This window comes from Streptococcus sp. CF8-6 (genome assembly GCF_024295845.1).
Taxonomy (GTDB): domain Bacteria; phylum Bacillota; class Bacilli; order Lactobacillales; family Streptococcaceae; genus Streptococcus; species Streptococcus oralis_BO.
Map to the genome: position 1 here is coordinate 374,271 of NZ_JANCOF010000001.1, position 20,269 is coordinate 394,539.

A 20,269-nucleotide genomic window follows, 5' to 3' on the forward strand; every position below is an offset into this window, starting at 1 on the left:
CATGTTAAATAGTATTGTAACCATTATTTGTATTGCCCTTATCGCGTTTATCTTGTTTTGGTTTTTCAAAAAGCCTGAAAAATCTGGACAAAAGGCCCAGCAGAAAAAGGGCTACCAAGAGATTCGAGTGGAAGTCATGGGGGGCTATACGCCTGAGTTGATTATTCTCAAGAAATCAGTGCCAGCCCGTATTGTCTTTGACCGCAAGGATCCTTCACCATGTTTGGACCAAATTGTTTTTCCAGATTTTGGTGTACATGCGGACTTGCCAATAGGAGAGGAATATGTAGTAGAAATCACACCTGAGCAGGCTGGGGAGTTTGGCTTCGCATGTGGTATGAACATGATGCACGGCAAGATGATTGTAGAGTAGGAGGAGACTATGACTGAAATTGTGAAAGCAAGCCTAGAAAATGGTATTCAAAAAATCCGTATCACAGCTGAAAAAGGCTATCATCCAGCCCATATCCAACTTCAAAAAGGGATTCCAGCGGAGATTACCTTTCATCGTACCACCCCTTCAAACTGTTACAAGGAAATCCTTTTTGAAGAAGAAGGAATTCTAGAACCAATTGGTGTGGATGAAGAGAAGACAATTCGTTTTACACCTCAAGAATTAGGCCAACATGAATTTTCTTGTGGAATGAAGATGCAAAAGGGAAGCTATACAGTCGTTAAGAAGACGCGAAAATCTTTGTCGCTTTTGCAACGTTTTTGGATTACTAGCATCTTTACCCTGCCTCTTGTTTTTCTCATGATTGGGATGTTGACAGGGACTATCAGTCACCCAGTCATGCATTGGGGAACCTTTCTAGCCACAACCCCTATCATGCTAGTGGCAGGTGGTCCTTATATCCAGAGCGCTTGGGCTAGCTTTAAAAAGCACAATGCCAACATGGATACCTTGGTAGCGCTGGGAACTCTAGTAGCCTATCTTTATAGTCTAGTTGCTCTCTTTGCTGGGCTCCCTGTTTACTTTGAAAGTGCTGGATTTATCCTCTTCTTCGTTCTTTTGGGAGCCGTTTTTGAGGAAAAAATGCGAAAAAATACTTCCCAAGCTGTGGAGAAATTACTGGATTTGCAAGCTAAAACAGCAGAAGTCTTGCGTGATAATCGCTATGTTCAAGTTCCCTTGGAGCAAGTCAAGGCAGGTGATCTGATTCGAGTGCGTCCCGGTGAAAAGATTGCGGTTGATGGGGTTGTAGTCGAAGGTATGTCCAGTATTGACGAATCCATGGTGACAGGTGAGAGCCTGCCAGTAGACAAAACAGTTGGAGATACTGTGATTGGATCCACTATCAATAACAGCGGCACTCTTATTTTTAAAGCAGAAAAGGTTGGTTCAGAGACTGTATTGGCACAGATTGTGGACTTTGTGAAGAAAGCCCAGACCAGCCGTGCACCGATTCAGGATTTGACGGATAAGATTTCAGGAATTTTTGTCCCTGTAGTTGTCATTTTAGCGATTCTGACTTTTTGGATTTGGTTTGTCTTGCTTGGAGCTAGCTTTGTGACTTCTCTACTTTATGGGGTGGCAGTGTTGATTATCGCCTGCCCTTGTGCACTAGGTCTTGCAACACCAACGGCCCTCATGGTGGGAACAGGACGGAGTGCCAAGATGGGAGTTCTCCTAAAAAATGGAACCGTCTTACAGGAAATCCAGAAAGTCCAAACTCTTGTCTTTGATAAGACAGGAACTTTGACAGAAGGAAAACCAGTTGTTACTAATATCATTGGCGACGAGACAGAAGTTCTCGGCTTAGCTGCCTCTTTAGAAGAAGCCTCTCAACACCCATTGGCTCAAGCTATTGTCAAGCGGGCGAGTGAGGCAGGACTTGAGCTTCAACCTGTAGAAAATTTCCAAGCCCTACACGGAAAAGGTGTTTCAGGGCAAATCAATGGGGAGCAAGTCTTACTTGGAAATGCTAAAATGCTAGATGGAATGGATATTTCGAGTGCTTATCAGGAAAAACTAGAAGAACTGGAAAAAGAAGCTAAGACAGTTGTGTACTTGGCTGTTGACAATGAAATTAAAGGCTTACTTGCCCTACAAGATATTCCCAAAGAAAATGCCAAGCTCGCCATCAGTCAGCTGAAAAAACGTGGTCTCCGAACAGTGATGTTGACAGGAGATAATGCTGGAGTGGCGCGAGCTATTGCAGACCAGATTGGTATCGAAGAGATCATTGCTGGTGTCTTGCCAGAAGAAAAGGCCCATGAAATCCATCAACTACAACAGACTGGTAAAGTAGCCTTTATCGGAGATGGTATTAATGATGCGCCAGCCCTCAGTGTGGCAGATGTCGGGATTGCCATGGGCGCAGGAACTGATATTGCTATTGAGTCAGCAGGGATTGTTCTTACTCACAATGATTTGACTGGAGTTGTTCGTGCTTTTGATATGAGCAAGAAAACCTTCAATCGTATTTTGCTCAACCTCTTCTGGGCCTTTATCTACAATGTCATCGGCATTCCGATTTCAGCAGGAGTCTTTTCAGGAATTGGTCTCGTTCTCAATCCAGAACTGGCTGGTCTAGCCATGGCCTTTAGTTCTGTATCTGTTTTAACCAGTTCACTCATGCTAAACTTTAGTAAAATAGACTAAAAGCGGGCTTGCTCGCTTTTTATTATAAAACAGTTACATAAAACGTTTTCAAACTGTACTGTAATAGAGAATAAAAACTTCTGAGCACATTCTTAGGAGACCAAAAACAAATGTGGTAAAGTAGTAGAGTAAAAATTTGCTGAAACGTTTCCAATTAGTATATGAAAACGGATTTATCAAGTTTTAAAAATATTTGAAGGAGAGTTATCATTATGACTCAAGGAAAAATTACTGCATCTGCAGCAATGCTCAACGTATTGAAAACATGGGGCGTAGACACTATCTACGGTATCCCATCAGGAACACTCAGCTCACTCATGGATGCTTTGGCTGAAGACAAAGATATCCGCTTCTTGCAAGTTCGCCACGAAGAAACAGGTGCTCTTGCAGCGGTCATGCAAGCTAAATTCGGCGGCTCAATCGGGGTTGCAGTTGGTTCAGGTGGTCCAGGTGCGACTCACTTGATTAACGGTGTTTACGATGCAGCTATGGATAACACTCCATTCCTTGCTATCCTTGGATCACGTCCAGTTAACGAACTCAACATGGATGCCTTCCAAGAATTGAACCAAAACCCAATGTACAACGGTATCGCTGTCTACAACAAACGTGTCGCTTACGCTGAGCAATTGCCAAAAGTAATCGACGAAGCTTGCCGTGCTGCAGTTTCTAAAAAAGGTCCAGCTGTTGTTGAAATTCCAGTAAACTTCGGTTTCCAAGAAATCGACGAAAACTCATACTACGGTTCAGGTTCATACGAACGTTCCTTCATCGCTCCTGCCTTGAACGAAGTTGAAATCGACAAAGCTGTTGAAATCTTGAACAATGCTGAACGCCCAGTTATCTACGCTGGTTACGGTGGTGTTAAAGCAGGTGAAGTGATTACTGAATTGTCACGTAAAATCAAAGCACCAATCATCACAACTGGTAAAAACTTTGAAGCTTTCGAATGGAACTACGAAGGTTTGACAGGTTCTGCTTACCGTGTTGGTTGGAAACCAGCCAACGAAGTGGTCTTTGAAGCAGACACAGTTCTTTTCCTTGGTTCAAACTTCCCATTTGCTGAAGTTTACGAAGCCTTCAAGAACACTGAAAAATTCATCCAAGTCGATATCGACCCTTACAAACTTGGTAAACGTCATGCCCTTGACGCTTCAATCCTTGGTGACGCAGGTCAAGCAGCGAAAGCTATCCTTGACAAAGTAAACCCAGTAGAATCTACTCCATGGTGGCGTGCAAACGTTAAGAACAACCAAAACTGGCGTGATTACATGAACAAACTCGAAGGTAAAACTGAGGGTGAATTGCAATTGTACCAAGTTTACAATGCAATCAACAAACATGCTGATCAAGACGCTATCTACTCAATAGACGTAGGTGACACTACTCAAACATCTACTCGTCACCTTCACATGACACCTAAGAACATGTGGCGTACATCTCCACTCTTTGCGACAATGGGTATTGCCCTTCCTGGTGGTATCGCTGCTAAGAAAGACAATCCAGATCGCCAAGTATGGAACATCATGGGTGACGGTGCATTCAACATGTGCTACCCAGACGTGATCACAAACGTTCAATACGACCTTCCAGTTATCAACGTTGTCTTCTCAAATGGTAAATATGCCTTCATCAAGGACAAATATGAAGACACAAACAAACACTTGTTTGGTTGTGACTTCCCTAATGCTGACTATGCGAAAATCGCTGAAGCGCAAGGTGCTGTAGGATTTACAGTTGACCGTATCGAAGACATCGATGCAGTTGTTGCAGAAGCTGTGAAACTCAACAAAGAAGGTAAAACTGTTGTGATTGATGCTCGCATCTCTCAACATCGTCCACTTCCAGTAGAAGTACTTGAACTCGATCCAAAACTTCACTCAGAAGAATCAATCAAAGCCTTCAAGGAAAAATACGAAGCAGAAGAACTCGTACCATTCCGCCTCTTCTTGGAAGAAGAAGGATTGCAATCACGCGCAATTAAATAATTCCTCTCGTCGAAAATCAAATGTAAACTGTGTCATCTTCACCTTGCCGTACCCCAGTACTGCCTGCGGTTCGATTCCTTGTTTATTCTTTGATTTTCATAGAGCGGAACTTGAAAAGATCGGAGCAATCCGGTCTTTTTATGGAGGATAGTAAATGAATTTAAATCAATTAGATATCATCGTTTCAGATGTTCCCCAAGTCTGTGCTGACTTGGAGCGTATTTTGGATAAAAAGGCTGATTATGCTGATGATGCTTTTGCTCAGTTTACGATTGGCAGTCATTGTCTTATGTTGTCCCAAAATCATTTGATTCCTTTGAACAATTTTCAGTCAGGAATCATTCTTCACATTGAGGTTGAGGATCTAGACCAGAACTATCAACGGTTGAAAGAAATTGGTGTCGAGATTTTACACGGTCCGGCTGTAACTGATTGGGGAACGGAATCGCTACTAGTTAAAGGCCCTGCTGGCCTAGTGATTGACTTTTATCGTATGAAATAGGGCGCGTAGTCATTTGACGTTAACCTTAGCTATTTTTAAAACAGAAATTGAGAATATGAACTATTGAAAAGATCGGAGCAATCCGGTCTTTTTCTGTTTTCTCTTTCTTATCACAAGATTGTGATAGTTTACATCTTCATAACAAAAGCTTCAAAGTCTTGATTATTTTGAAAAAAGATTATAAAATATGATTCATAAAAAATGAAAGAGGATTTGGAAATGTCTGAAAAACAAATGAAAATTTTGGGTTGGGTAGCGACCTTTATGTCCGTTATGATGTATGTCTCTTACTTCCCACAAATCATGAACAACTTGGCTGGTCAAAAAGGAAATTTCATCCAACCCTTGGTCGCAGCTATTAACTGTAGTCTTTGGGTATACTACGGTCTTTTCAAGAAAGAAAGAGATATTCCACTTGCGGCTGCTAATGCACCAGGTATCGTTTTTGGTCTAGTAACGGCTATCACGGCATTGATTTAAAAAGAAGTCTGGTTTCAGTCTTTTTTTGTACATAAAAATAGATTCTCAAGTAAAGAAGGTCTAATGAGAGCTGAGGAGAATAGCCGTTGATAACGAGTTTTCTGAGTGCTGCTTTAGAGGTTCCTCCATCAAGTAAAAGATTATTTCGTTACTATTTTTACAAAATCTTCTCCCTACTTTATAAGATGTGGAAAAGAGTTCAATTCGAACTCTTTTTTTTGCTATAATGAGGGGAGAAAAATCAGACAGGAGATCGACATGTCAGAACCATTATTTTTACAATCCGTTATGCAAGAAAAAATCTGGGGTGGTACCAAGCTACGTGATGAGTTTGGTTACGACATTCCAAGTGAAAAAATCGGGGAATACTGGGCTATCTCTGCTCACCCAAATGGAGTTTCTAAGGTCGCTAATGGGCGTTTTGAGGGAACAGACCTCGCTACTTTGTATGCGGAACACCGTGAATTGTTTGGTAACCGTCCAGAACCTGTGTTTCCACTATTGACAAAAATCCTCGATGCCAACGACTGGCTCAGTGTCCAAGTGCACCCAGACGATGCTTATGGACTAGAGCACGAAGGTGAACTCGGAAAAACAGAATGCTGGTACATCATCGCTGCAGATGAAGGATCAGAGATTATCTACGGTCATAATGCCAAGTCAAAAGAAGAACTCCGCCAGCAAATCGAAGATAAGAACTGGGATGACCTGTTGACAAAAGTACCAGTTAAAGCTGGTGATTTCTTCTATGTACCAAGTGGGACCATGCATGCTATTGGGGCAGGTATCTTGATTCTTGAAACCCAGCAGTCTAGCGATACCACCTACCGTGTCTATGACTTTGACCGTAAGGATGACAAGGGTAACTTGCGTGAACTTCACCTTGAAAAATCTATCGATGTTTTAAACATTGGAGAGCCTGCCAATAGCCGTCCTGTAACTATCAAAGCTGATGATTTGCGTTCAACTCTTCTGGTGTCTAATGACTTCTTCGCAGTTTACAAGTGGGAAATCACTGGAAAAGTTGACTTTGAAAAGACAGCTGACTACAGCTTGTTGAGTGTCTTGGATGGGGAAGGTCAGCTAACAGTTGATGGGAAAAACTATCCAATCCAAAAAGGGAGCCACTTTATCCTACCAAGTGATGTTGAAACTTGGACCTTGGAAGGGCAAGGTTTGGAATTGATTGTTAGCCATCCATAAAAAGAAAGGGCCTGAGTTTACTACTCAAGTCCTTTTTGATTACATAAATTGGGCGATAAAAACCACAATGATGATAATAGGAATGATGAAACGAAGGAGGAAAAGCCAGACTTGGAAAAGTCCTTGTTTCCATGCTCTTTCATCAAGATGCAGTTCCTCCATGGCAAGGGCCTTTTTAAAGATATAGCCAGTAAAAAGAGACAGACAGAGAGCCCCAAATGGCATGAGGAGGTTGGAAACCAAGAAGTCCATAGCATCAAAGAAGGTCTTCCCAAAAATGTGAACATCCGCCATAACACCGTAAGAAAGGGCTGAAGGAATTCCAAAGATAAAGGTCAAGATCCCCAAAATAGCACTCCATTTAGCACGTTTGCTGTTGTCCTGGTTGGTGATATTGCCCACATTGATTTCCAGCATAACGACAGAAGAAGTGACCATCGCAAAGAGGAAGAGCAAGAGGAAAAGGATGTAGAAAATGGTTCCAAAAGACATCTTGTCAAAGAGTTGAGGCAAGACGATAAAGAGCAGGCTTGGTCCCCCTTCAGACTGGATATTGAAGGCTGACATGGCTGGGAAAATGGCTAGACCTGCCATGATGGATACCGAGATGTTCATGGCTACGATGGAAATCCCTGACTGGACCAGATTGGTTTTCTTGTCCAAGTAAGAAGCATAGGTCAGCATGGCTGTCACCCCTAGTGAGAGGGCAAAGAAAGATTGTCCCAGAGCATAGAGGAGACCAGCACTGGTCAGTTTTGAAAAGTCTGGTTTTAGGAAGTAAAGAACCCCTTCCATGGCATTTGGTAAGCTGAGCGAGCGCCCAATGATCACGACAAAGATGATAAAGAGCAGGGGCATCATGACTTTCGAAGCTCTTTCGATCCCTTTTTGAACCCCACGTGATACAATAAAGATATTCAATAAGATAAAGGCAGCTTGAGCTCCTAGTGCAATGGCTGGATTTGAAATGATTGAAGTAAATAACTGAGCATAATCACCCGTTCCACCAAGTTGGAACAATTTCCCAAACTCAATACCCAGATAGACTAGAATCCATCCTCCAATGACACTGTAAAAGGAGAGAAGGATAAAGAGGGCAAAGGCACCAATCCAACCGATAAAGTTGTACTTGTTATTCTTGCCCAGTTTTCCAAAGGTTTTGATAGCGGAAACGCCAGCACTACGGCCAAGGGCAAACTCAGCCAGCAGGAGCGGGAAACCGATTAAAATAGTGGAAATGAGAAAGACCAGTAAAAAGCCTCCACCGCCATTAGCAGCAGTCATGTAGGGGAACTTCCAAACGGCACCAAGTCCGATGGCTGAACCAGCAGATGCTAAGATAAAGCCTAGTTTCGAGCCCCATTGCGATTTTTCTGACATAGTTGAAACTCCGATCTCCTTTTTTAAAATAAGAAAAGGCTACTTGAGTTGTCAAATAGCCTTCTCTCAATGGCTCTTCATGAGCCTTCTGTTTGATTGATAGACTTGACTATCCTATCATGTTTTCAAAGGTCTGTCAAGAAAACCATTTTCAAGTTTTCACACCTTTCTCAAAAAGTTAAAAATTTTTCGCAAAAACGCTTGACTCTGACCTAAGGGGAGGGGTTATACTATTTCTTGTAAGGAGGAAATCATGTACCATATAAAAGAAGCTGCGCAGCTTTCAGGTGTCTCTGTCAAGACCCTGTACCACTATGATAAGATAGGACTTCTGGTTCCCTTAAAGTCGGAAAACGGCTATCGAACCTATAGTCAAGAGGATTTGGAACGCCTTCAGGTCATTCTTTACTACAAATACCTAGGCTTTTCTTTAGAGAAAATAGCAGAGCTGTTAAAGGAAGAAAGGACAGATTTATTGCCCCATTTGACTAGGCAGTTGGACTATCTAACTCGCGAAAGGCAACATCTGGATACCTTGATTTCAACCTTACAAAAAACCATTCAAGAACAAAAAGGAGAAAGAGAAATGAGCATTCAAGAGAAATTTGCTGGATTTAACTACCAAGACCATCAAAAATACCACCAAGAGGCGGTAGAGAAATATGGACAAGAAGTCATGGACCAAGCGCTCGAGCGCCAAAAAGGTCACGAAGACGAAGCTACGGCTGCCTTCAATCAAGTCTTTCGAGCCTTGTCACAAAATCTTCAAGCTGGTTTACCTGCAAAAGCAACCGAAAACCAAGAGCAAGCAGCTAAGCTCTTGCAAGCCCTTCGTACTTATGGATTTGACTGCTCTATTGAGGTATTCGGTCATATCGGTAAAGGCTACGTCTACAACCCAGAGTTTAAGGAAAACATTGATAAGTTTGGTTCTGGAACAGCCCAGTACACATCAGATGTCATTGCAACTTACGTTCAGACAAATGCAGAATAAATAGGCTAGGAATTTCCTAGCCTATTTTTTACTTCAAGTCATAAAGCCAGTCGTCACCGTCTTTGTAGTAAAAGAATTCACTGAGATCTTCTTCTAGAAACACACGAAGCATATCAGACATATCATCGGTTGCAAGTTTTAGATGAGATAGATTGTCAAATTCTTCCCACCAAACCTTCCCTTCGTCTGAAGACTGGAGTTCACCAGTAAAGTGTTCTGTTTTGTAAAAGAGGACGACATAACGATAATCCTTGTCATCGTACCAGTTTTTGATACCACAGAGTTGGGGTTTGGAAATGGTTAGACCAGTTTCTTCTTTCACTTCACGAATGACAGCATCGACAAAGGATTCGCCATGTTCAACATGACCACCAGGAAAAGTAATGCCAGGCCAGTCAGGATTAACTCGATCTTGGACCAGAACTTGGTCTCCGTTTTTAATCATACACATATTGACAAATTCGACTGTTTCTTTTCTGTTCATCTTGTTCTCCTATTTTGTTAGTAACTTTTCCACTACGTTTAACTTTCGCATGGTCAGATCCAGGCCAAACAATTTTTCAAGATAGTTGGTATTGAGCTTTTTTTGTTTTGCAGTTCTAGGGAGATAGAGGTAGAGACAGTGATCACCTACACAAATTTCTTCTTCACCGTAGTCAGCTTTCAATTTTTCTAGTGGCAGACTTTGGATAAATCCCTGATAAAAAATCACATGTATACGATCGTAAAGATAGTCTTCTCTAAATGGATTCTCATGAACAATCTTTTCAAAATCGTTCTTATTCTTGATAACCATTTTTAAGTCGGCCCCAATTTTTTCCTTTATCAGAGTATGAACGCGTTCTCGTATTTCTTCTAAATCTAAGTCACTTTCAAGAATGATATTCCCACTTTGAATATAGGTTCGAACGTGTTGAAAACCAGCTTCTGTCAGAATATCTACCAAATAAGATATTTTCGGGATAGCATTCTTTCCATTAGGAGTAACACCTCTTAGTAAAATAATATGTTCCAAAGGACTTCCTTTCTTATTTGGTATTTATTGGATTTGAGCCTGCCACCCAGCCGGTGCAGAGGGCAGAAGTGATGTTAAAGCCACCCGTGTGGGCATTGATATCCAGTACCTCACCAGCAAAGTGGAGCCCAGGGACCAGTTTGCTTTCCAGTGTTTTAGGGTTGATTTCCTTGAGACTGACACCGCCTTTGGTGACAAAGGACTTGGCAAGGGACATTTTTCCGGTCACAGGGATTCTGAGGGCCTTGATGGACTGGAGAAGTTGTTTGAGTTCCTTTTCAGTCAGTTGTTTGACTTTTTCAGGATAGCCTTGCACCAAAAATTCTGCCAAGCGTTCTGGAAGCAAAGTTTTTAAAGCATTTTTCAAGGATTTTTCCCGATTATCTTCTAGAAATGTAATCAAGTCCTCTTCAGAAAGTTGAGGCAAAACATCTAGCGAGAGAACCTCCCCGCCCTTGACAAAGCTGGACATACGCAAGGCAGCAGGACCGGATAGACCAAAGTGGGTAAAAAGCAAATCATGAGTGATGACATGCTTGCCGTAGCTTAGGGTCACATCGTCTAGTGAAATTCCCTGCAAGGCCTTATGGGGGAAATCTGTCAATAAAGGACTTTCAGCGGCTTCAAGCTCAGTAATGGTATGTTTAAAATGACGGGCAATCTCATGACCAAAACCAGTCGAACCAGTAGAAGGATAGGATTTTCCGCCAGTTGTGACAATGAGTTTTTCACAAGTGAAGGTTTGGTCTGCGGACGTGAGGACAAACTGGTCGTCTATCTTTTTAACCGAAACAATTTCTGTTTGAGTAGCAACTTGACCACCGAGTTCAGTGATTTTCTTTTCTAGCGCCTCGATAATGGTCCGAGACTTGTCACTAGCAGGAAAGACGCGTCCGTGATCCTCAACCTTAAGTTTAACACCATTTTCCGTAAAAAAGTTGATAATATCATGGTTATCGAACTGAGAGAAGACACTGTATAGAAAGCGCCCGTTACCAGGAATTCCAGCCATTAGGTCATCTAAAGTTCCATTGTTGGTTACATTACAACGACCACCGCCTGTTCCAGCTAATTTTTTGCCAAGTTTTCGATTTTTTTCGATGAGAAGAGTTTTCTGACCATAAAAGCTACTGGAAATTGTAGCCATCATGCCAGCAGGTCCACCACCGATGACAATAGTATCAAAATGTTTCATAGCTCTATTGTACCACAAAAAACAAGAGATGCTTGGCATCTCTTGTTGCTCATAATCTTAGTTAATTTCATATCCCATCAACAAACCGCCATCTTCTGCATAGAAACTGCAGAGACCAGACGTTGGGATGATTTTGATATTGGCTTGTGGGAAGGTTTCCAGCAAGCGTTCCGACAATTGCTGACAGAATTTTTCATTGCTGCGATGAGCCATGACGATACGGCCACCAGCATAACCAGCCTTGATGAGTTCTTCATAGGCTGCTTGAAGGGATTTTTTTGGTCCACGCGCTTTTTGGAGTAGTTCTAGGGTTCCAGTTTCACTTGCTTCCCCAACCATACGGATGTTGAGAAGGCCAACAACTGTACCGATAAGCTTACTCAAACGACCATTTTTGACCAAGTTATCGACCTTAGCAAGGACAAAGAGCAACTTCGTTTTTTCTTGGTAGGCTGTAATAGCTTGAACAATTTCCTCATAAGAAAGTCCTTGATCAATCAAACTATTGATTTTCTCGACAATCAAGTCAACCTCACCACCTGCAGACAATGTATCGATCACATGAATCTGAGTGTCAGGATGTTCTTCCAGATAGATATTCTTAGCGAGCTGTGCACTATTATGGCTACCTGAAAGAGTACCAGTGATAGTAACGACAAAGATATGCTTAGCACCTTCAAATGCACGCAAGTAATCATCAGGGCTAGGACAAGCTGATTTTGAAGCCTCAGAAGTCGCATACATGGTTTCCATCATGTGGTTAATGTCGAGATTGGCATCATCGATAAAGACCTGATCAGCTACTTGAATGGTTAAAGGAACGCTAACAAATTCCGTATCAATAGCAGGAGTTGCCAGTTGACGATAATCACAACCAGAGTCAGCTACAATCTTCCAAGTCATAGAAATTCTCCATCTTTGTCACTTATACATTGACAAAGGTTCTGTCTTTTTTTACAATTATATCATGAAAGCCCTTGAAACAAAAGTACCACCTCTCTGTTGTCACAAGTAGAAAGAAATTGTTATGTCTGAACGTAAAATATCTGAAAAATCTCTTGAAAATCTCAGAAAATCAAATCAAGAATCCAATTTTTTAACCAGAGAAGCAATCGAGACGGCTCTTTTGCAACTTCTAGAGAAAAAAGATTTGGCCAAGATCAGCATTTCGGAGCTGGTCAAACGGGCTGGCGTCTCTCGTGCCGCCTTCTATCGTAACTATGACTCCAAAGAAGAGATTTTGGAAAGCGTCTTTAAACGCAGTGTCCATAACATTATGGAACAGTTGAGCCATTACGATGTCAAAACCGATCTTTATCTAGTCTGGGTACACCTTTTCCGCGCAGCCAAGAAAGAAGCCAAGGTTATTCAACTTGCTCTGGACTACCATTTGGAAAAGATTTTTGTCCAAGCCATGCAGGAATTTCTAGAAAAATATCACGGAAAATCAAAAGGTGTCAGCAGCTACCTTCATTCCTTTTGGAGTTCTGCCATCGTATCGGTTCTGCTCAAATGGATCAAGGATGGCATGAAGATTCCAGCTGAAAAGATTGCAGATTTACGCTTGCCATTTTTCAAAAAATAGGGGATAAGGAGAAGAATTATGACAGAAAAAAGACTGGCTTGGGATGAGTACTTTGCAGCCCAGGCTTTACTGATTGCCAATCGTTCGACCTGCAAACGTGCCAAGGTGGGAGCTGTCCTAGTCAAGGACAATAAAGTCATTTCAACTGGCTATAATGGTTCCGTATCAGGAACGGAGCACTGTATTGACCACGAATGTCTGGTCATTGAAGGTCACTGTGTTCGAACCCTTCACGCCGAGGTTAATGCTATTCTCCAAGGGGCTGAGCGAGGGGTTCCCAGAGGATTTACAGCTTATGTGACCCACTTCCCTTGTCTGAACTGCACCAAACAACTGCTACAAGTTGGTTGCAAGCGCGTGGTTTATATCAACCAGTACCGAATGGATGACTATGCCCAGTACCTTTATCAAGAAAAAGGCACCGAGTTAACCCATTTACCATTAGAGACTGTTCAGACAGCTCTTCAAGAGGCAGATTTGATTTAAAAATTAATAAAAATAAATGGTTTAGAAAGCTTTTTAAACCGTTTTTTGATATAATAAGAAGAATAAATTGAAAGAAGGAACTCAGAAAATGGGAAAAATTGAAGTCATTAATCATCCACTCATTCAACATAAATTGTCAATCTTGCGACGTACAGATACTTCTACAAAAGCTTTTCGTGAACTAGTAGATGAGATTGCAATGTTGATGGGATATGAAGTACTTCGTGATCTTCCACTTGAAGATGTGGAAATCGAAACACCTATCACAAAGACCGTTCAAAAACAATTGGCTGGTAAAAAATTGGCGATTGTCCCAATCTTGCGTGCAGGTATCGGCATGGTAGATGGCCTCTTGAGCTTGGTTCCAGCAGCCAAAGTTGGTCATATCGGTATGTACCGTGATGAAGAAACCCTTCAACCAGTTGAATACTTGGTGAAATTGCCTGAGGATATTGACCAACGTCAAATCTTTGTCGTTGATCCAATGTTGGCAACAGGTGGCTCAGCAATCTTGGCAGTAGATTCCCTTAAAAAACGTGGCGCATCCAATATCAAGTTTGTCTGCCTAGTATCTGCTCCAGAAGGTGTGAAAGCCCTCCAAGAAGCCCACCCAGATGTAGAAATCTTTACAGCAGCCTTGGATGAACGTTTGAACGAACACGGTTATATCGTTCCAGGTCTTGGAGATGCTGGAGACCGCTTGTTCGGTACTAAATAAAATCCCAAAGTAAATAGTGAAACTAGAAGTTCGTTTTTGACTTGAAAGGAGGTTGAGTTTTTGTTTCTGTTTAGAGAATAGAGCAAAAATTTGACCTTTTTTGACCAAAAAGATATAATAGTTCTGTATTGAGTCGCAAGACTAAGAAAATTCAACATAAAACATAAAAGGAGAAATGAATGATTCCTGTAGTTATTGAACAAACAAGCCGTGGAGAACGTTCCTATGATATTTACTCTCGTCTTCTGAAAGACCGCATCATCATGCTAACAGGTCCAGTTGAAGACAACATGGCCAACTCCGTTATCGCCCAGTTACTTTTCTTGGATGCCCAAGACAGCACAAAAGATATTTACCTTTATGTCAACACACCTGGAGGCTCTGTTTCAGCTGGTTTGGCAATCGTTGATACCATGAACTTTATCAAAGCAGATGTCCAAACTATCGTTATGGGGATGGCTGCATCCATGGGGACTGTCATTGCATCAAGTGGAGCAAAAGGCAAACGTTTCATGCTTCCAAATGCGGAGTACATGATTCACCAACCAATGGGTGGTACAGGTGGTGGTACCCAACAAACCGATATGGCAATCGCTGCAGAGCACTTGCTCAAAACTCGTAAGACTTTGGAGCAAATCCTTGCAGATAACTCTGGTAAATCAGTCGAGCAAGTTCATGCAGATGCGGAACGTGATTACTGGATGAGTGCCCAAGAAACACTTGAATATGGCTTTATTGATGAAATCATGGCCAATAATTCTTTAAGCTAAGCAACCTAGAAAGCAAACTCGACGGAGTTTGCTTTTTTTGATATAATAGGAGAAGATTTCTTAGAAAGAGGATCCCTCATGTTTGAAAAAACAAATCGATCAGGATTAATCATCTATCTCTACTATAATCGAGATGCAAAAAAACTTCAGGAATACGGTGATATCTGTTACCATTCCAAAAAACATCGTTACTTGCAGCTCTATGTTCCAACTGAGGAGCTAGATGACTTAGTTGAGAGATTAGGTAAGGAAAGATATATCAAGAAAATTAGACGTTGCCATATTCAAGAGCTAGAAACTCCCTTCGTTGGGAATCTCTATCGGACTGAAGAAAACGTTATCATTTAAAAAGTTGAACAAATACATTGACAATTTTCTGATAATTCGGTATATTCTTAACATACAATTTTTGAAACAACTATAAGGAGATTAAAAATGAAGAAAAAAATTGCCCTATCTTTTGTGGCTCTTGCTAGTATGGCTCTTCTTGCTGCCTGTGGAGAGGTCAAGTCAGGAGCGTCAAACACAACTGGAAATCCAGTAGACGAGAAAACAATTAAAATCGGTTTTAACTTTGAAGAGACAGGTGCTGTTGCAGCTTATGGTACAGCTGAACAAAAAGGTGCCCAACTTGCTGTAGACGAAATCAACGCTGCAGGTGGAATTGATGGAAAACAAATCGAAGTTGTAGACAAAGACAATAAGTCAGAAACTGCTGAAGCAGCTTCTGTTACAACAAACCTTGTTACCCAATCAAAAGTAGCAGCTATTGTAGGACCTGCGACATCTGGTGCAACTGCTGCAGCTGTAGCTAACGCTACTAAAGCTGGAGTGCCATTGATTTCACCAAGTGCTACTCAAGACGGTTTGACTAAAGGTCAAGATTATCTATTTATCGGAACATTCCAAGATAGCTTCCAAGGGAAGATTATTTCTAACTATGTAACAAACAAATTGAATGCTAAGAAGGTTGTTCTTTATACTGACAATGCTAGTGACTATGCAAAAGGTATTGCTAAATCTTTCCGCGAAGCCTACAAGGGTGAGATTGTAGCAGATGAAACATTCGTAGCAGGTGATACTGACTTCCAAGCAGCCCTTACTAAAATGAAAGGGAAAGAGTTTGACGCTATCGTAGTTCCAGGTTACTACACAGAAGCTGGTAAAATTGTAAACCAAGCTCGTGGTATGGGAATTGATAAGCCAATCATTGGTGGTGATGGATTTAACGGTGAAGAATTTGTTCAACAAGCAACTGCTGAAAGAGCATCAAACATTTACTTCATCTCAGGATTCTCAACTACTGTTGATGTTTCTGCAAAAGCTAAAGCTTTCCTTGAAGCATACCGTGCTAAATACAACGAAGAGCCTTCAACATTTTCAGCTTTGGCCTATGACTCAGTTTACCTAGTAGCAAATGCTGCAAAAGGTGCTAAAAACTCAGGTGAAATCAAGGACAACCTTGCTAAAACCAAAGATTTTGATGGTGTAACTGGTCAAACAAGCTTTGATGCTGACCACAATACAGTGAAAACTGCTTACATGATGACCATGAACAATGGTAAAGTTGAAGAAGCAGAAGTTGTAAAACCATAACATTAGAATAGTACTTAAAATGGGGAATGAGCCTTTGACTCACTCCCTGTTTCGGTGTTTATGAACTTGTGAAAATAATGAAATTTTCTAAAAAATAAGGATAGAAAAGAGTGAATGCTATGCTCCAACAACTTGTGAATGGTCTAATTCTGGGTAGTGTTTATGCACTTTTGGCTCTGGGTTATACCATGGTTTATGGAATTATCAAACTCATCAACTTCGCCCACGGTGATATTTACATGATGGGTGCCTTTATTGGTTACTTTTTGATTAATTCTTTCCAAATGGATTTCTTTTTAGCTTTAATTATTTCAATGGCAGGAACCGCACTACTTGGTGTTGTGATTGAGTTTCTTGCCTACCGTCCTTTACGACACTCTACACGTATTGCTGTATTGATTACTGCCATCGGAGTGTCTTTCCTACTGGAATACGGAATGGTTTATCTAGTAGGCGCCAATACTCGTGCCTTCCCTCAAGCAATTGAAACAGTCCGCTTTGACTTGGGACCAATTAGCTTGACAAATGTTCAATTGATGATTTTAGCAGTTTCTGTACTCTTGATGGTTTTATTGCAATTGATCGTCCAAAAAACAAAAATGGGAAAAGCCATGCGTGCGGTATCAGTTGATAGTGACGCAGCTCAATTGATGGGAATTAATGTAAATCGCACAATCAGCTTTACCTTTGCTTTGGGCTCAGCTCTTGCTGGTGCAGCAGGTGTCCTCATTGCCCTTTACTACAACTCTCTTGAACCTTTGATGGGCGTGACTCCGGGTCTAAAATCATTCGTTGCGGCCGTACTTGGTGGTATCGGAATTATTCCTGGTGCAGCTCTAGGGGGATTTGTGATTGGCTTGTTGGAAACATTTGCTACTGCCTTCGGTATGTCTGATTTCCGTGATGCTATCGTGTATGGAATCTTGCTTTTGATTCTAATTGTTCGACCTGCGGGTATCCTTGGTAAGAATGTGAAAGAGAAGGTGTAAACAATGAAGACAAATCTTAAAGTAAATATTCTCTGGTTATTCCTTCTGTTAGCGGGTTATGGATTGATTAGTGTACTGGTTTCTGCTGGTGTTCTCAATCTATTCCATGTCCAAATTTTAGAACAAATTGGGATTAATATCATCCTTGCAGTAGGCTTGAACTTAATCGTTGGTTTTTCAGGACAATTCTCACTTGGTCATGCAGGTTTTATGGCGATTGGGGCTTATGCAGCAGCGATTATTGGTTCAAAATCACCAACCTATGGTGCCTTCTTTGGAGCAATGGCCTTGGGCGCCTTGATTTCTGGTGCAGTCGCTTTGCTCGTTGGGATTCCAACACTCCGTTTAAAGGGTGACTACCTGGCTGTTGCGACACTAGGTGTTTCAGAAATCATTCGTATCTTTATCATTAATGGTGGAAGTTTGACCAACGGTGCCGCTGGTATCTTGGGTATTCCAAACTTTACCAACTGGCAAATGGTTTATCTATTTGTGGTGATCACAACTATTGCAACTCTCAACTTCTTACGTAGTCCAATTGGACGCTCTACTCTATCTGTTCGTGAGGATGAGATTGCTGCAGAGTCCGTTGGGGTAAACACTACAAAGATCAAGATTATCGCTTTTGTCTTTGGAGCCATTACAGCAAGTATTGCTGGTTCACTTCAGGCTGGTTTTATCGGATCTGTTGTACCAAAAGATTACACCTTTATTAATTCCATCAACGTGTTGATTATCGTTGTATTTGGTGGACTTGGTTCTATTACTGGTACCATCGTTTCAGCGATTGTTTTAGGAATTTTAAATATGCTCCTTCAAGATGTAGCTAGCGTACGTATGATTATCTACGCTTTGGCTCTTGTATTGGTCATGATTTTCAGACCAGGTGGACTTCTTGGGACATGGGAATTGAGTCTATCACGTTTCTTTAAAAAATCGAAGAAGGAGGGACAAAACTAATGGCACTACTTGAAGTTAAACAGTTAACCAAACATTTTGGCGGTCTAACAGCTGTTGGAGATGTCACTCTTGAATTGAACGAGGGAGAATTGGTTGGTTTGATCGGACCAAACGGGGCTGGTAAAACAACCCTTTTCAATCTCTTGACTGGTGTTTATGAACCAAGCGAGGGTACTGTGACACTAGATGGTCACCTCCTAAATGGGAAAACTCCCTATAAGATTGCTTCACTTGGACTCAGTCGTACTTTCCAAAATATTCGTTTGTTCAAGGACTTGACAGTTTTGGAAAATGTTTTGATTGCATTTAGCAATCATCATAAACAACATGTCCTTGCGAGCTTCCTACGCCTACCAGCTTTTTATAAGAACGAGGAAGAATTAAAAAACAAAGCTTTGGATTTGCTGAAGATTTTTGATTTGGATGGTGATGCAGATACTCTTGCGAAGAATCTGGCCTATGGCCAACAACGTCGATTAGAAATCGTTCGTGCTCTGGCAACTGAACCTAAAATCCTCTTTTTGGATGAACCTGCAGCTGGGATGAATCCTCAAGAAACAGCTGAATTGACAGAATTGATCCGTCGTATCAAAGATGAATTTAAAATTACCATCATGCTCATCGAACACGACATGAATTTGGTTATGGAAGTCACTGAGCGTATCTATGTTCTTGAATATGGTCGGTTGATTGCTCATGGGACTCCGGATGAGATCAAGAACAACAAACGCGTTATCGAAGCTTATCTAGGAGGTGAAGCCTAATGTCTATGTTAAAAGTTGAAAACCTCTCTGTGCATTACGGTATGATCCAAGCAGTTCGTGATGTAAGTTTCGAGGTTAATGAAGGTGAAGTTGTTTCCTTGATAGGTGCCAATGGTGCTGGTAAAACAACCATTCTTCGTACCCTTTCAGGTTTGGTTCGCCCAAGTGCTGGTAAAATTCAGTTTTTAGGAAAAGAAATTCAAAAGTTGCCTGCACAAAAAATCGTGGCAGGTGGGCTTTCACAAGTTCCTGAGGGACGCCATGTTTTCCCAGGATTGACTGTTATGGAAAACTTAGAAATGGGAGCCTTTTTAAAGAAAAATCGTGAAGAAAATCAAGCCAACTTGAAAAAAGTTTTCTCACGCTTCCCTCGTCTGGAAGAACGCAAAAACCAAGATGCGGCAACTCTTTCAGGCGGTGAACAGCAGATGCTGGCTATGGGACGCGCTCTTATGTCTACACCTAAGCTCCTTCTCTTGGATGAGCCGTCAATGGGACTTGCCCCTATCTTTATACAAGAAATTTTTGATATCATTCAAGATATTCAGAAGCAAGGAACAACAGTTCTTCTAATTGAACAGAACGCTAACAAGGCCCTTGCTATCTCTGACCGTGGTTATGTACTTGAAACAGGAAAGATTGTCCTATCAGGAACAGGAAAAGAACTCGCAGCATCAGATGAAGTCAGAAAAGCATATCTAGGTGGCTAAAAAGGTCCGGGGGACCTTTTTAGTCGGCAGATAAGGATTACGTAAGTAATCATCCAATCCAGTGGATTGTTTTAGTCTCAGATAAGGATTGCGCAAGAAATTCTCCTCTAGTCTGGGAGCCTAGTTTAGGTTGCGGACGGAGATGATAATAGGTTTTCAATACTAGTTGCTAGTATCCTTAACAACTGAAAGAAATATAAATAATGTTTGCTAACTTGCAAATATAGAGCTCTAAATTAGAGCTCTTTTTTGTAAAAGACTCAAAATCTTGAAAAAGAGATGAAAGCGTTTGATAGATTTTCTAAGAAAGTGTATAATAAAAGTAGCAA

General features: G+C 41.3%; 22 protein-coding genes. 17 read left to right on the plus strand and 5 right to left on the minus strand.

What is annotated here, in order from left to right:
• Position 1: 1 nt before the first annotated feature.
• The 6 genes from NML69_RS01780 to manA all read left to right on the plus strand — a co-directional run bounded on the left by NML69_RS01780 (position 2) and on the right by manA (position 6,778).
• Positions 2-373: a cupredoxin domain-containing protein gene (locus NML69_RS01780; RefSeq protein WP_254725136.1), complete on the plus strand. Its 372-nt coding sequence runs from the start codon at positions 2-4 to the stop codon at positions 371-373.
• 9 nt (positions 374-382) lie between these two features.
• A complete protein-coding gene (locus tag NML69_RS01785; protein ID WP_254725137.1) occupies positions 383-2,605 on the plus strand; it encodes a heavy metal translocating P-type ATPase in 2,223 nt (740 codons plus the stop codon).
• A gap of 212 nt (positions 2,606-2,817) precedes the next feature.
• Complete coding sequence (gene spxB, locus NML69_RS01790; protein WP_125414056.1) at positions 2,818-4,593, plus strand: pyruvate oxidase; 1,776 nt, start codon at positions 2,818-2,820, stop codon at positions 4,591-4,593.
• A 154-nt stretch (positions 4,594-4,747) separates the two neighbouring features.
• Positions 4,748-5,095, plus strand: coding sequence for a VOC family protein (locus tag NML69_RS01795; RefSeq protein WP_198459848.1), 348 nt, complete (start codon positions 4,748-4,750; stop codon positions 5,093-5,095).
• Positions 5,096-5,314: 219 nt separating this feature from the next.
• A complete protein-coding gene (locus NML69_RS01800) occupies positions 5,315-5,575 on the plus strand; it encodes a SemiSWEET family transporter (protein ID WP_001291473.1) in 261 nt (86 codons plus the stop codon).
• 258 nt (positions 5,576-5,833) lie between these two features.
• Entirely contained in the window at positions 5,834-6,778 is a 945-nt protein-coding gene (manA, locus tag NML69_RS01805) for a mannose-6-phosphate isomerase, class I (RefSeq protein ID WP_254725138.1), read from the plus strand.
• A 39-nt stretch (positions 6,779-6,817) separates the two neighbouring features.
• Here manA and NML69_RS01810 read toward each other — a convergent pair whose 3' ends face one another.
• Positions 6,818-8,158, minus strand: a complete 1,341-nt coding sequence (locus NML69_RS01810; RefSeq protein ID WP_254725139.1) for a sodium-dependent transporter — start codon at positions 8,156-8,158, stop codon at positions 6,818-6,820.
• Positions 8,159-8,411: 253 nt separating this feature from the next.
• Between NML69_RS01810 and NML69_RS01815 the strand changes: the two genes are divergently transcribed.
• A complete protein-coding gene (locus NML69_RS01815; protein WP_198459844.1) occupies positions 8,412-9,152 on the plus strand; it encodes a MerR family transcriptional regulator in 741 nt (246 codons plus the stop codon).
• A gap of 28 nt (positions 9,153-9,180) precedes the next feature.
• Here NML69_RS01815 and NML69_RS01820 read toward each other — a convergent pair whose 3' ends face one another.
• The 4 genes from NML69_RS01820 to NML69_RS01835 are packed head-to-tail and all read right to left on the minus strand — an operon-like array spanning position 9,181 to position 12,265.
• A complete protein-coding gene (locus NML69_RS01820) occupies positions 9,181-9,636 on the minus strand; it encodes an 8-oxo-dGTP diphosphatase (RefSeq protein WP_198459843.1) in 456 nt (151 codons plus the stop codon).
• 9 nt (positions 9,637-9,645) lie between these two features.
• On the minus strand, positions 9,646-10,167 hold the full coding sequence (locus NML69_RS01825; protein ID WP_254725140.1) for a DUF1697 domain-containing protein: 522 nt from the start codon (positions 10,165-10,167) through the stop codon (positions 9,646-9,648).
• A gap of 13 nt (positions 10,168-10,180) precedes the next feature.
• Positions 10,181-11,362: an NAD(P)/FAD-dependent oxidoreductase gene (locus tag NML69_RS01830; RefSeq protein WP_302851676.1), complete on the minus strand. Its 1,182-nt coding sequence runs from the start codon at positions 11,360-11,362 to the stop codon at positions 10,181-10,183.
• Positions 11,363-11,419: 57 nt separating this feature from the next.
• Positions 11,420-12,265 carry a DegV family protein gene (locus tag NML69_RS01835; RefSeq protein ID WP_254725142.1) on the minus strand — a complete coding sequence of 282 codons (846 nt, stop codon included), beginning with the start codon at positions 12,263-12,265 and terminating at the stop codon, positions 11,420-11,422.
• 124 nt (positions 12,266-12,389) lie between these two features.
• Here NML69_RS01835 and NML69_RS01840 point away from each other — a divergent pair, with 124 nt between their 5' ends.
• The 10 genes from NML69_RS01840 (at position 12,390) to NML69_RS01885 (ending at position 19,940) form a co-directional block, all read left to right on the plus strand.
• A complete protein-coding gene (locus NML69_RS01840; protein WP_254725143.1) occupies positions 12,390-12,947 on the plus strand; it encodes a TetR/AcrR family transcriptional regulator in 558 nt (185 codons plus the stop codon).
• Positions 12,948-12,965: 18 nt separating this feature from the next.
• Entirely contained in the window at positions 12,966-13,433 is a 468-nt protein-coding gene (locus tag NML69_RS01845; protein WP_000136994.1) for a cytidine/deoxycytidylate deaminase family protein, read from the plus strand.
• A gap of 88 nt (positions 13,434-13,521) precedes the next feature.
• A complete protein-coding gene (upp, locus tag NML69_RS01850; protein ID WP_000515974.1) occupies positions 13,522-14,151 on the plus strand; it encodes a uracil phosphoribosyltransferase in 630 nt (209 codons plus the stop codon).
• A 179-nt stretch (positions 14,152-14,330) separates the two neighbouring features.
• A complete protein-coding gene (gene clpP / locus NML69_RS01855; protein ID WP_000613468.1) occupies positions 14,331-14,921 on the plus strand; it encodes an ATP-dependent Clp protease proteolytic subunit ClpP in 591 nt (196 codons plus the stop codon).
• Between the two features lie 78 nt (positions 14,922-14,999).
• Positions 15,000-15,269 (plus strand): YlbG family protein, encoded by a 270-nt coding sequence (locus tag NML69_RS01860; protein WP_042902526.1) that lies wholly within the window; start codon positions 15,000-15,002, stop codon positions 15,267-15,269.
• A gap of 87 nt (positions 15,270-15,356) precedes the next feature.
• The gene (locus NML69_RS01865; protein WP_254725144.1) at positions 15,357-16,517 is read left to right on the plus strand and encodes an ABC transporter substrate-binding protein; all 1,161 of its coding nucleotides are present in this window, start codon (positions 15,357-15,359) and stop codon (positions 16,515-16,517) included.
• Positions 16,518-16,636: 119 nt separating this feature from the next.
• Positions 16,637-17,506 carry a branched-chain amino acid ABC transporter permease gene (locus tag NML69_RS01870; protein WP_000941413.1) on the plus strand — a complete coding sequence of 290 codons (870 nt, stop codon included), beginning with the start codon at positions 16,637-16,639 and terminating at the stop codon, positions 17,504-17,506.
• 3 nt (positions 17,507-17,509) lie between these two features.
• Complete coding sequence (locus tag NML69_RS01875; RefSeq protein ID WP_000856256.1) at positions 17,510-18,466, plus strand: branched-chain amino acid ABC transporter permease; 957 nt, start codon at positions 17,510-17,512, stop codon at positions 18,464-18,466.
• Positions 18,466-19,230, plus strand: coding sequence for an ABC transporter ATP-binding protein (locus NML69_RS01880; RefSeq protein ID WP_084943777.1), 765 nt, complete (start codon positions 18,466-18,468; stop codon positions 19,228-19,230). The genes NML69_RS01875 and NML69_RS01880 overlap by 1 nt, the downstream gene beginning before the upstream one ends.
• Positions 19,230-19,940 carry an ABC transporter ATP-binding protein gene (locus NML69_RS01885; RefSeq protein WP_000062207.1) on the plus strand — a complete coding sequence of 237 codons (711 nt, stop codon included), beginning with the start codon at positions 19,230-19,232 and terminating at the stop codon, positions 19,938-19,940. Before NML69_RS01880 ends, NML69_RS01885 begins: the two co-directional genes overlap by 1 nt.
• Positions 19,941-20,269 lie beyond the last annotated feature (329 nt).

Bases quoted from the DNA above. Each gene is read 5' to 3' on its own strand.
- NML69_RS01780 (WP_254725136.1), top strand. From the start codon at position 2: ATGTTAAATAGTATTGTAACCATTATTTGTATTGCCCTTATCGCGTTT.
- NML69_RS01785 (WP_254725137.1), top strand. From the start codon at position 383: ATGACTGAAATTGTGAAAGCAAGCCTAGAAAATGGTATTCAAAAAATC.
- spxB (WP_125414056.1), top strand. From the start codon at position 2,818: ATGACTCAAGGAAAAATTACTGCATCTGCAGCAATGCTCAACGTATTG.
- NML69_RS01795 (WP_198459848.1), top strand. From the start codon at position 4,748: ATGAATTTAAATCAATTAGATATCATCGTTTCAGATGTTCCCCAAGTC.
- NML69_RS01800 (WP_001291473.1), top strand. From the start codon at position 5,315: ATGTCTGAAAAACAAATGAAAATTTTGGGTTGGGTAGCGACCTTTATG.
- manA (WP_254725138.1), top strand. From the start codon at position 5,834: ATGTCAGAACCATTATTTTTACAATCCGTTATGCAAGAAAAAATCTGG.
- NML69_RS01810 (WP_254725139.1), bottom strand. From the start codon at position 8,158: ATGTCAGAAAAATCGCAATGGGGCTCGAAACTAGGCTTTATCTTAGCA.
- NML69_RS01815 (WP_198459844.1), top strand. From the start codon at position 8,412: ATGTACCATATAAAAGAAGCTGCGCAGCTTTCAGGTGTCTCTGTCAAG.
- NML69_RS01820 (WP_198459843.1), bottom strand. From the start codon at position 9,636: ATGAACAGAAAAGAAACAGTCGAATTTGTCAATATGTGTATGATTAAA.
- NML69_RS01830 (WP_302851676.1), bottom strand. From the start codon at position 11,362: ATGAAACATTTTGATACTATTGTCATCGGTGGTGGACCTGCTGGCATG.
- NML69_RS01835 (WP_254725142.1), bottom strand. From the start codon at position 12,265: ATGACTTGGAAGATTGTAGCTGACTCTGGTTGTGATTATCGTCAACTG.
- NML69_RS01840 (WP_254725143.1), top strand. From the start codon at position 12,390: ATGTCTGAACGTAAAATATCTGAAAAATCTCTTGAAAATCTCAGAAAA.
- NML69_RS01845 (WP_000136994.1), top strand. From the start codon at position 12,966: ATGACAGAAAAAAGACTGGCTTGGGATGAGTACTTTGCAGCCCAGGCT.
- upp (WP_000515974.1), top strand. From the start codon at position 13,522: ATGGGAAAAATTGAAGTCATTAATCATCCACTCATTCAACATAAATTG.
- clpP (WP_000613468.1), top strand. From the start codon at position 14,331: ATGATTCCTGTAGTTATTGAACAAACAAGCCGTGGAGAACGTTCCTAT.
- NML69_RS01860 (WP_042902526.1), top strand. From the start codon at position 15,000: ATGTTTGAAAAAACAAATCGATCAGGATTAATCATCTATCTCTACTAT.
- NML69_RS01865 (WP_254725144.1), top strand. From the start codon at position 15,357: ATGAAGAAAAAAATTGCCCTATCTTTTGTGGCTCTTGCTAGTATGGCT.
- NML69_RS01870 (WP_000941413.1), top strand. From the start codon at position 16,637: ATGCTCCAACAACTTGTGAATGGTCTAATTCTGGGTAGTGTTTATGCA.
- NML69_RS01875 (WP_000856256.1), top strand. From the start codon at position 17,510: ATGAAGACAAATCTTAAAGTAAATATTCTCTGGTTATTCCTTCTGTTA.
- NML69_RS01880 (WP_084943777.1), top strand. From the start codon at position 18,466: ATGGCACTACTTGAAGTTAAACAGTTAACCAAACATTTTGGCGGTCTA.
- NML69_RS01885 (WP_000062207.1), top strand. From the start codon at position 19,230: ATGTCTATGTTAAAAGTTGAAAACCTCTCTGTGCATTACGGTATGATC.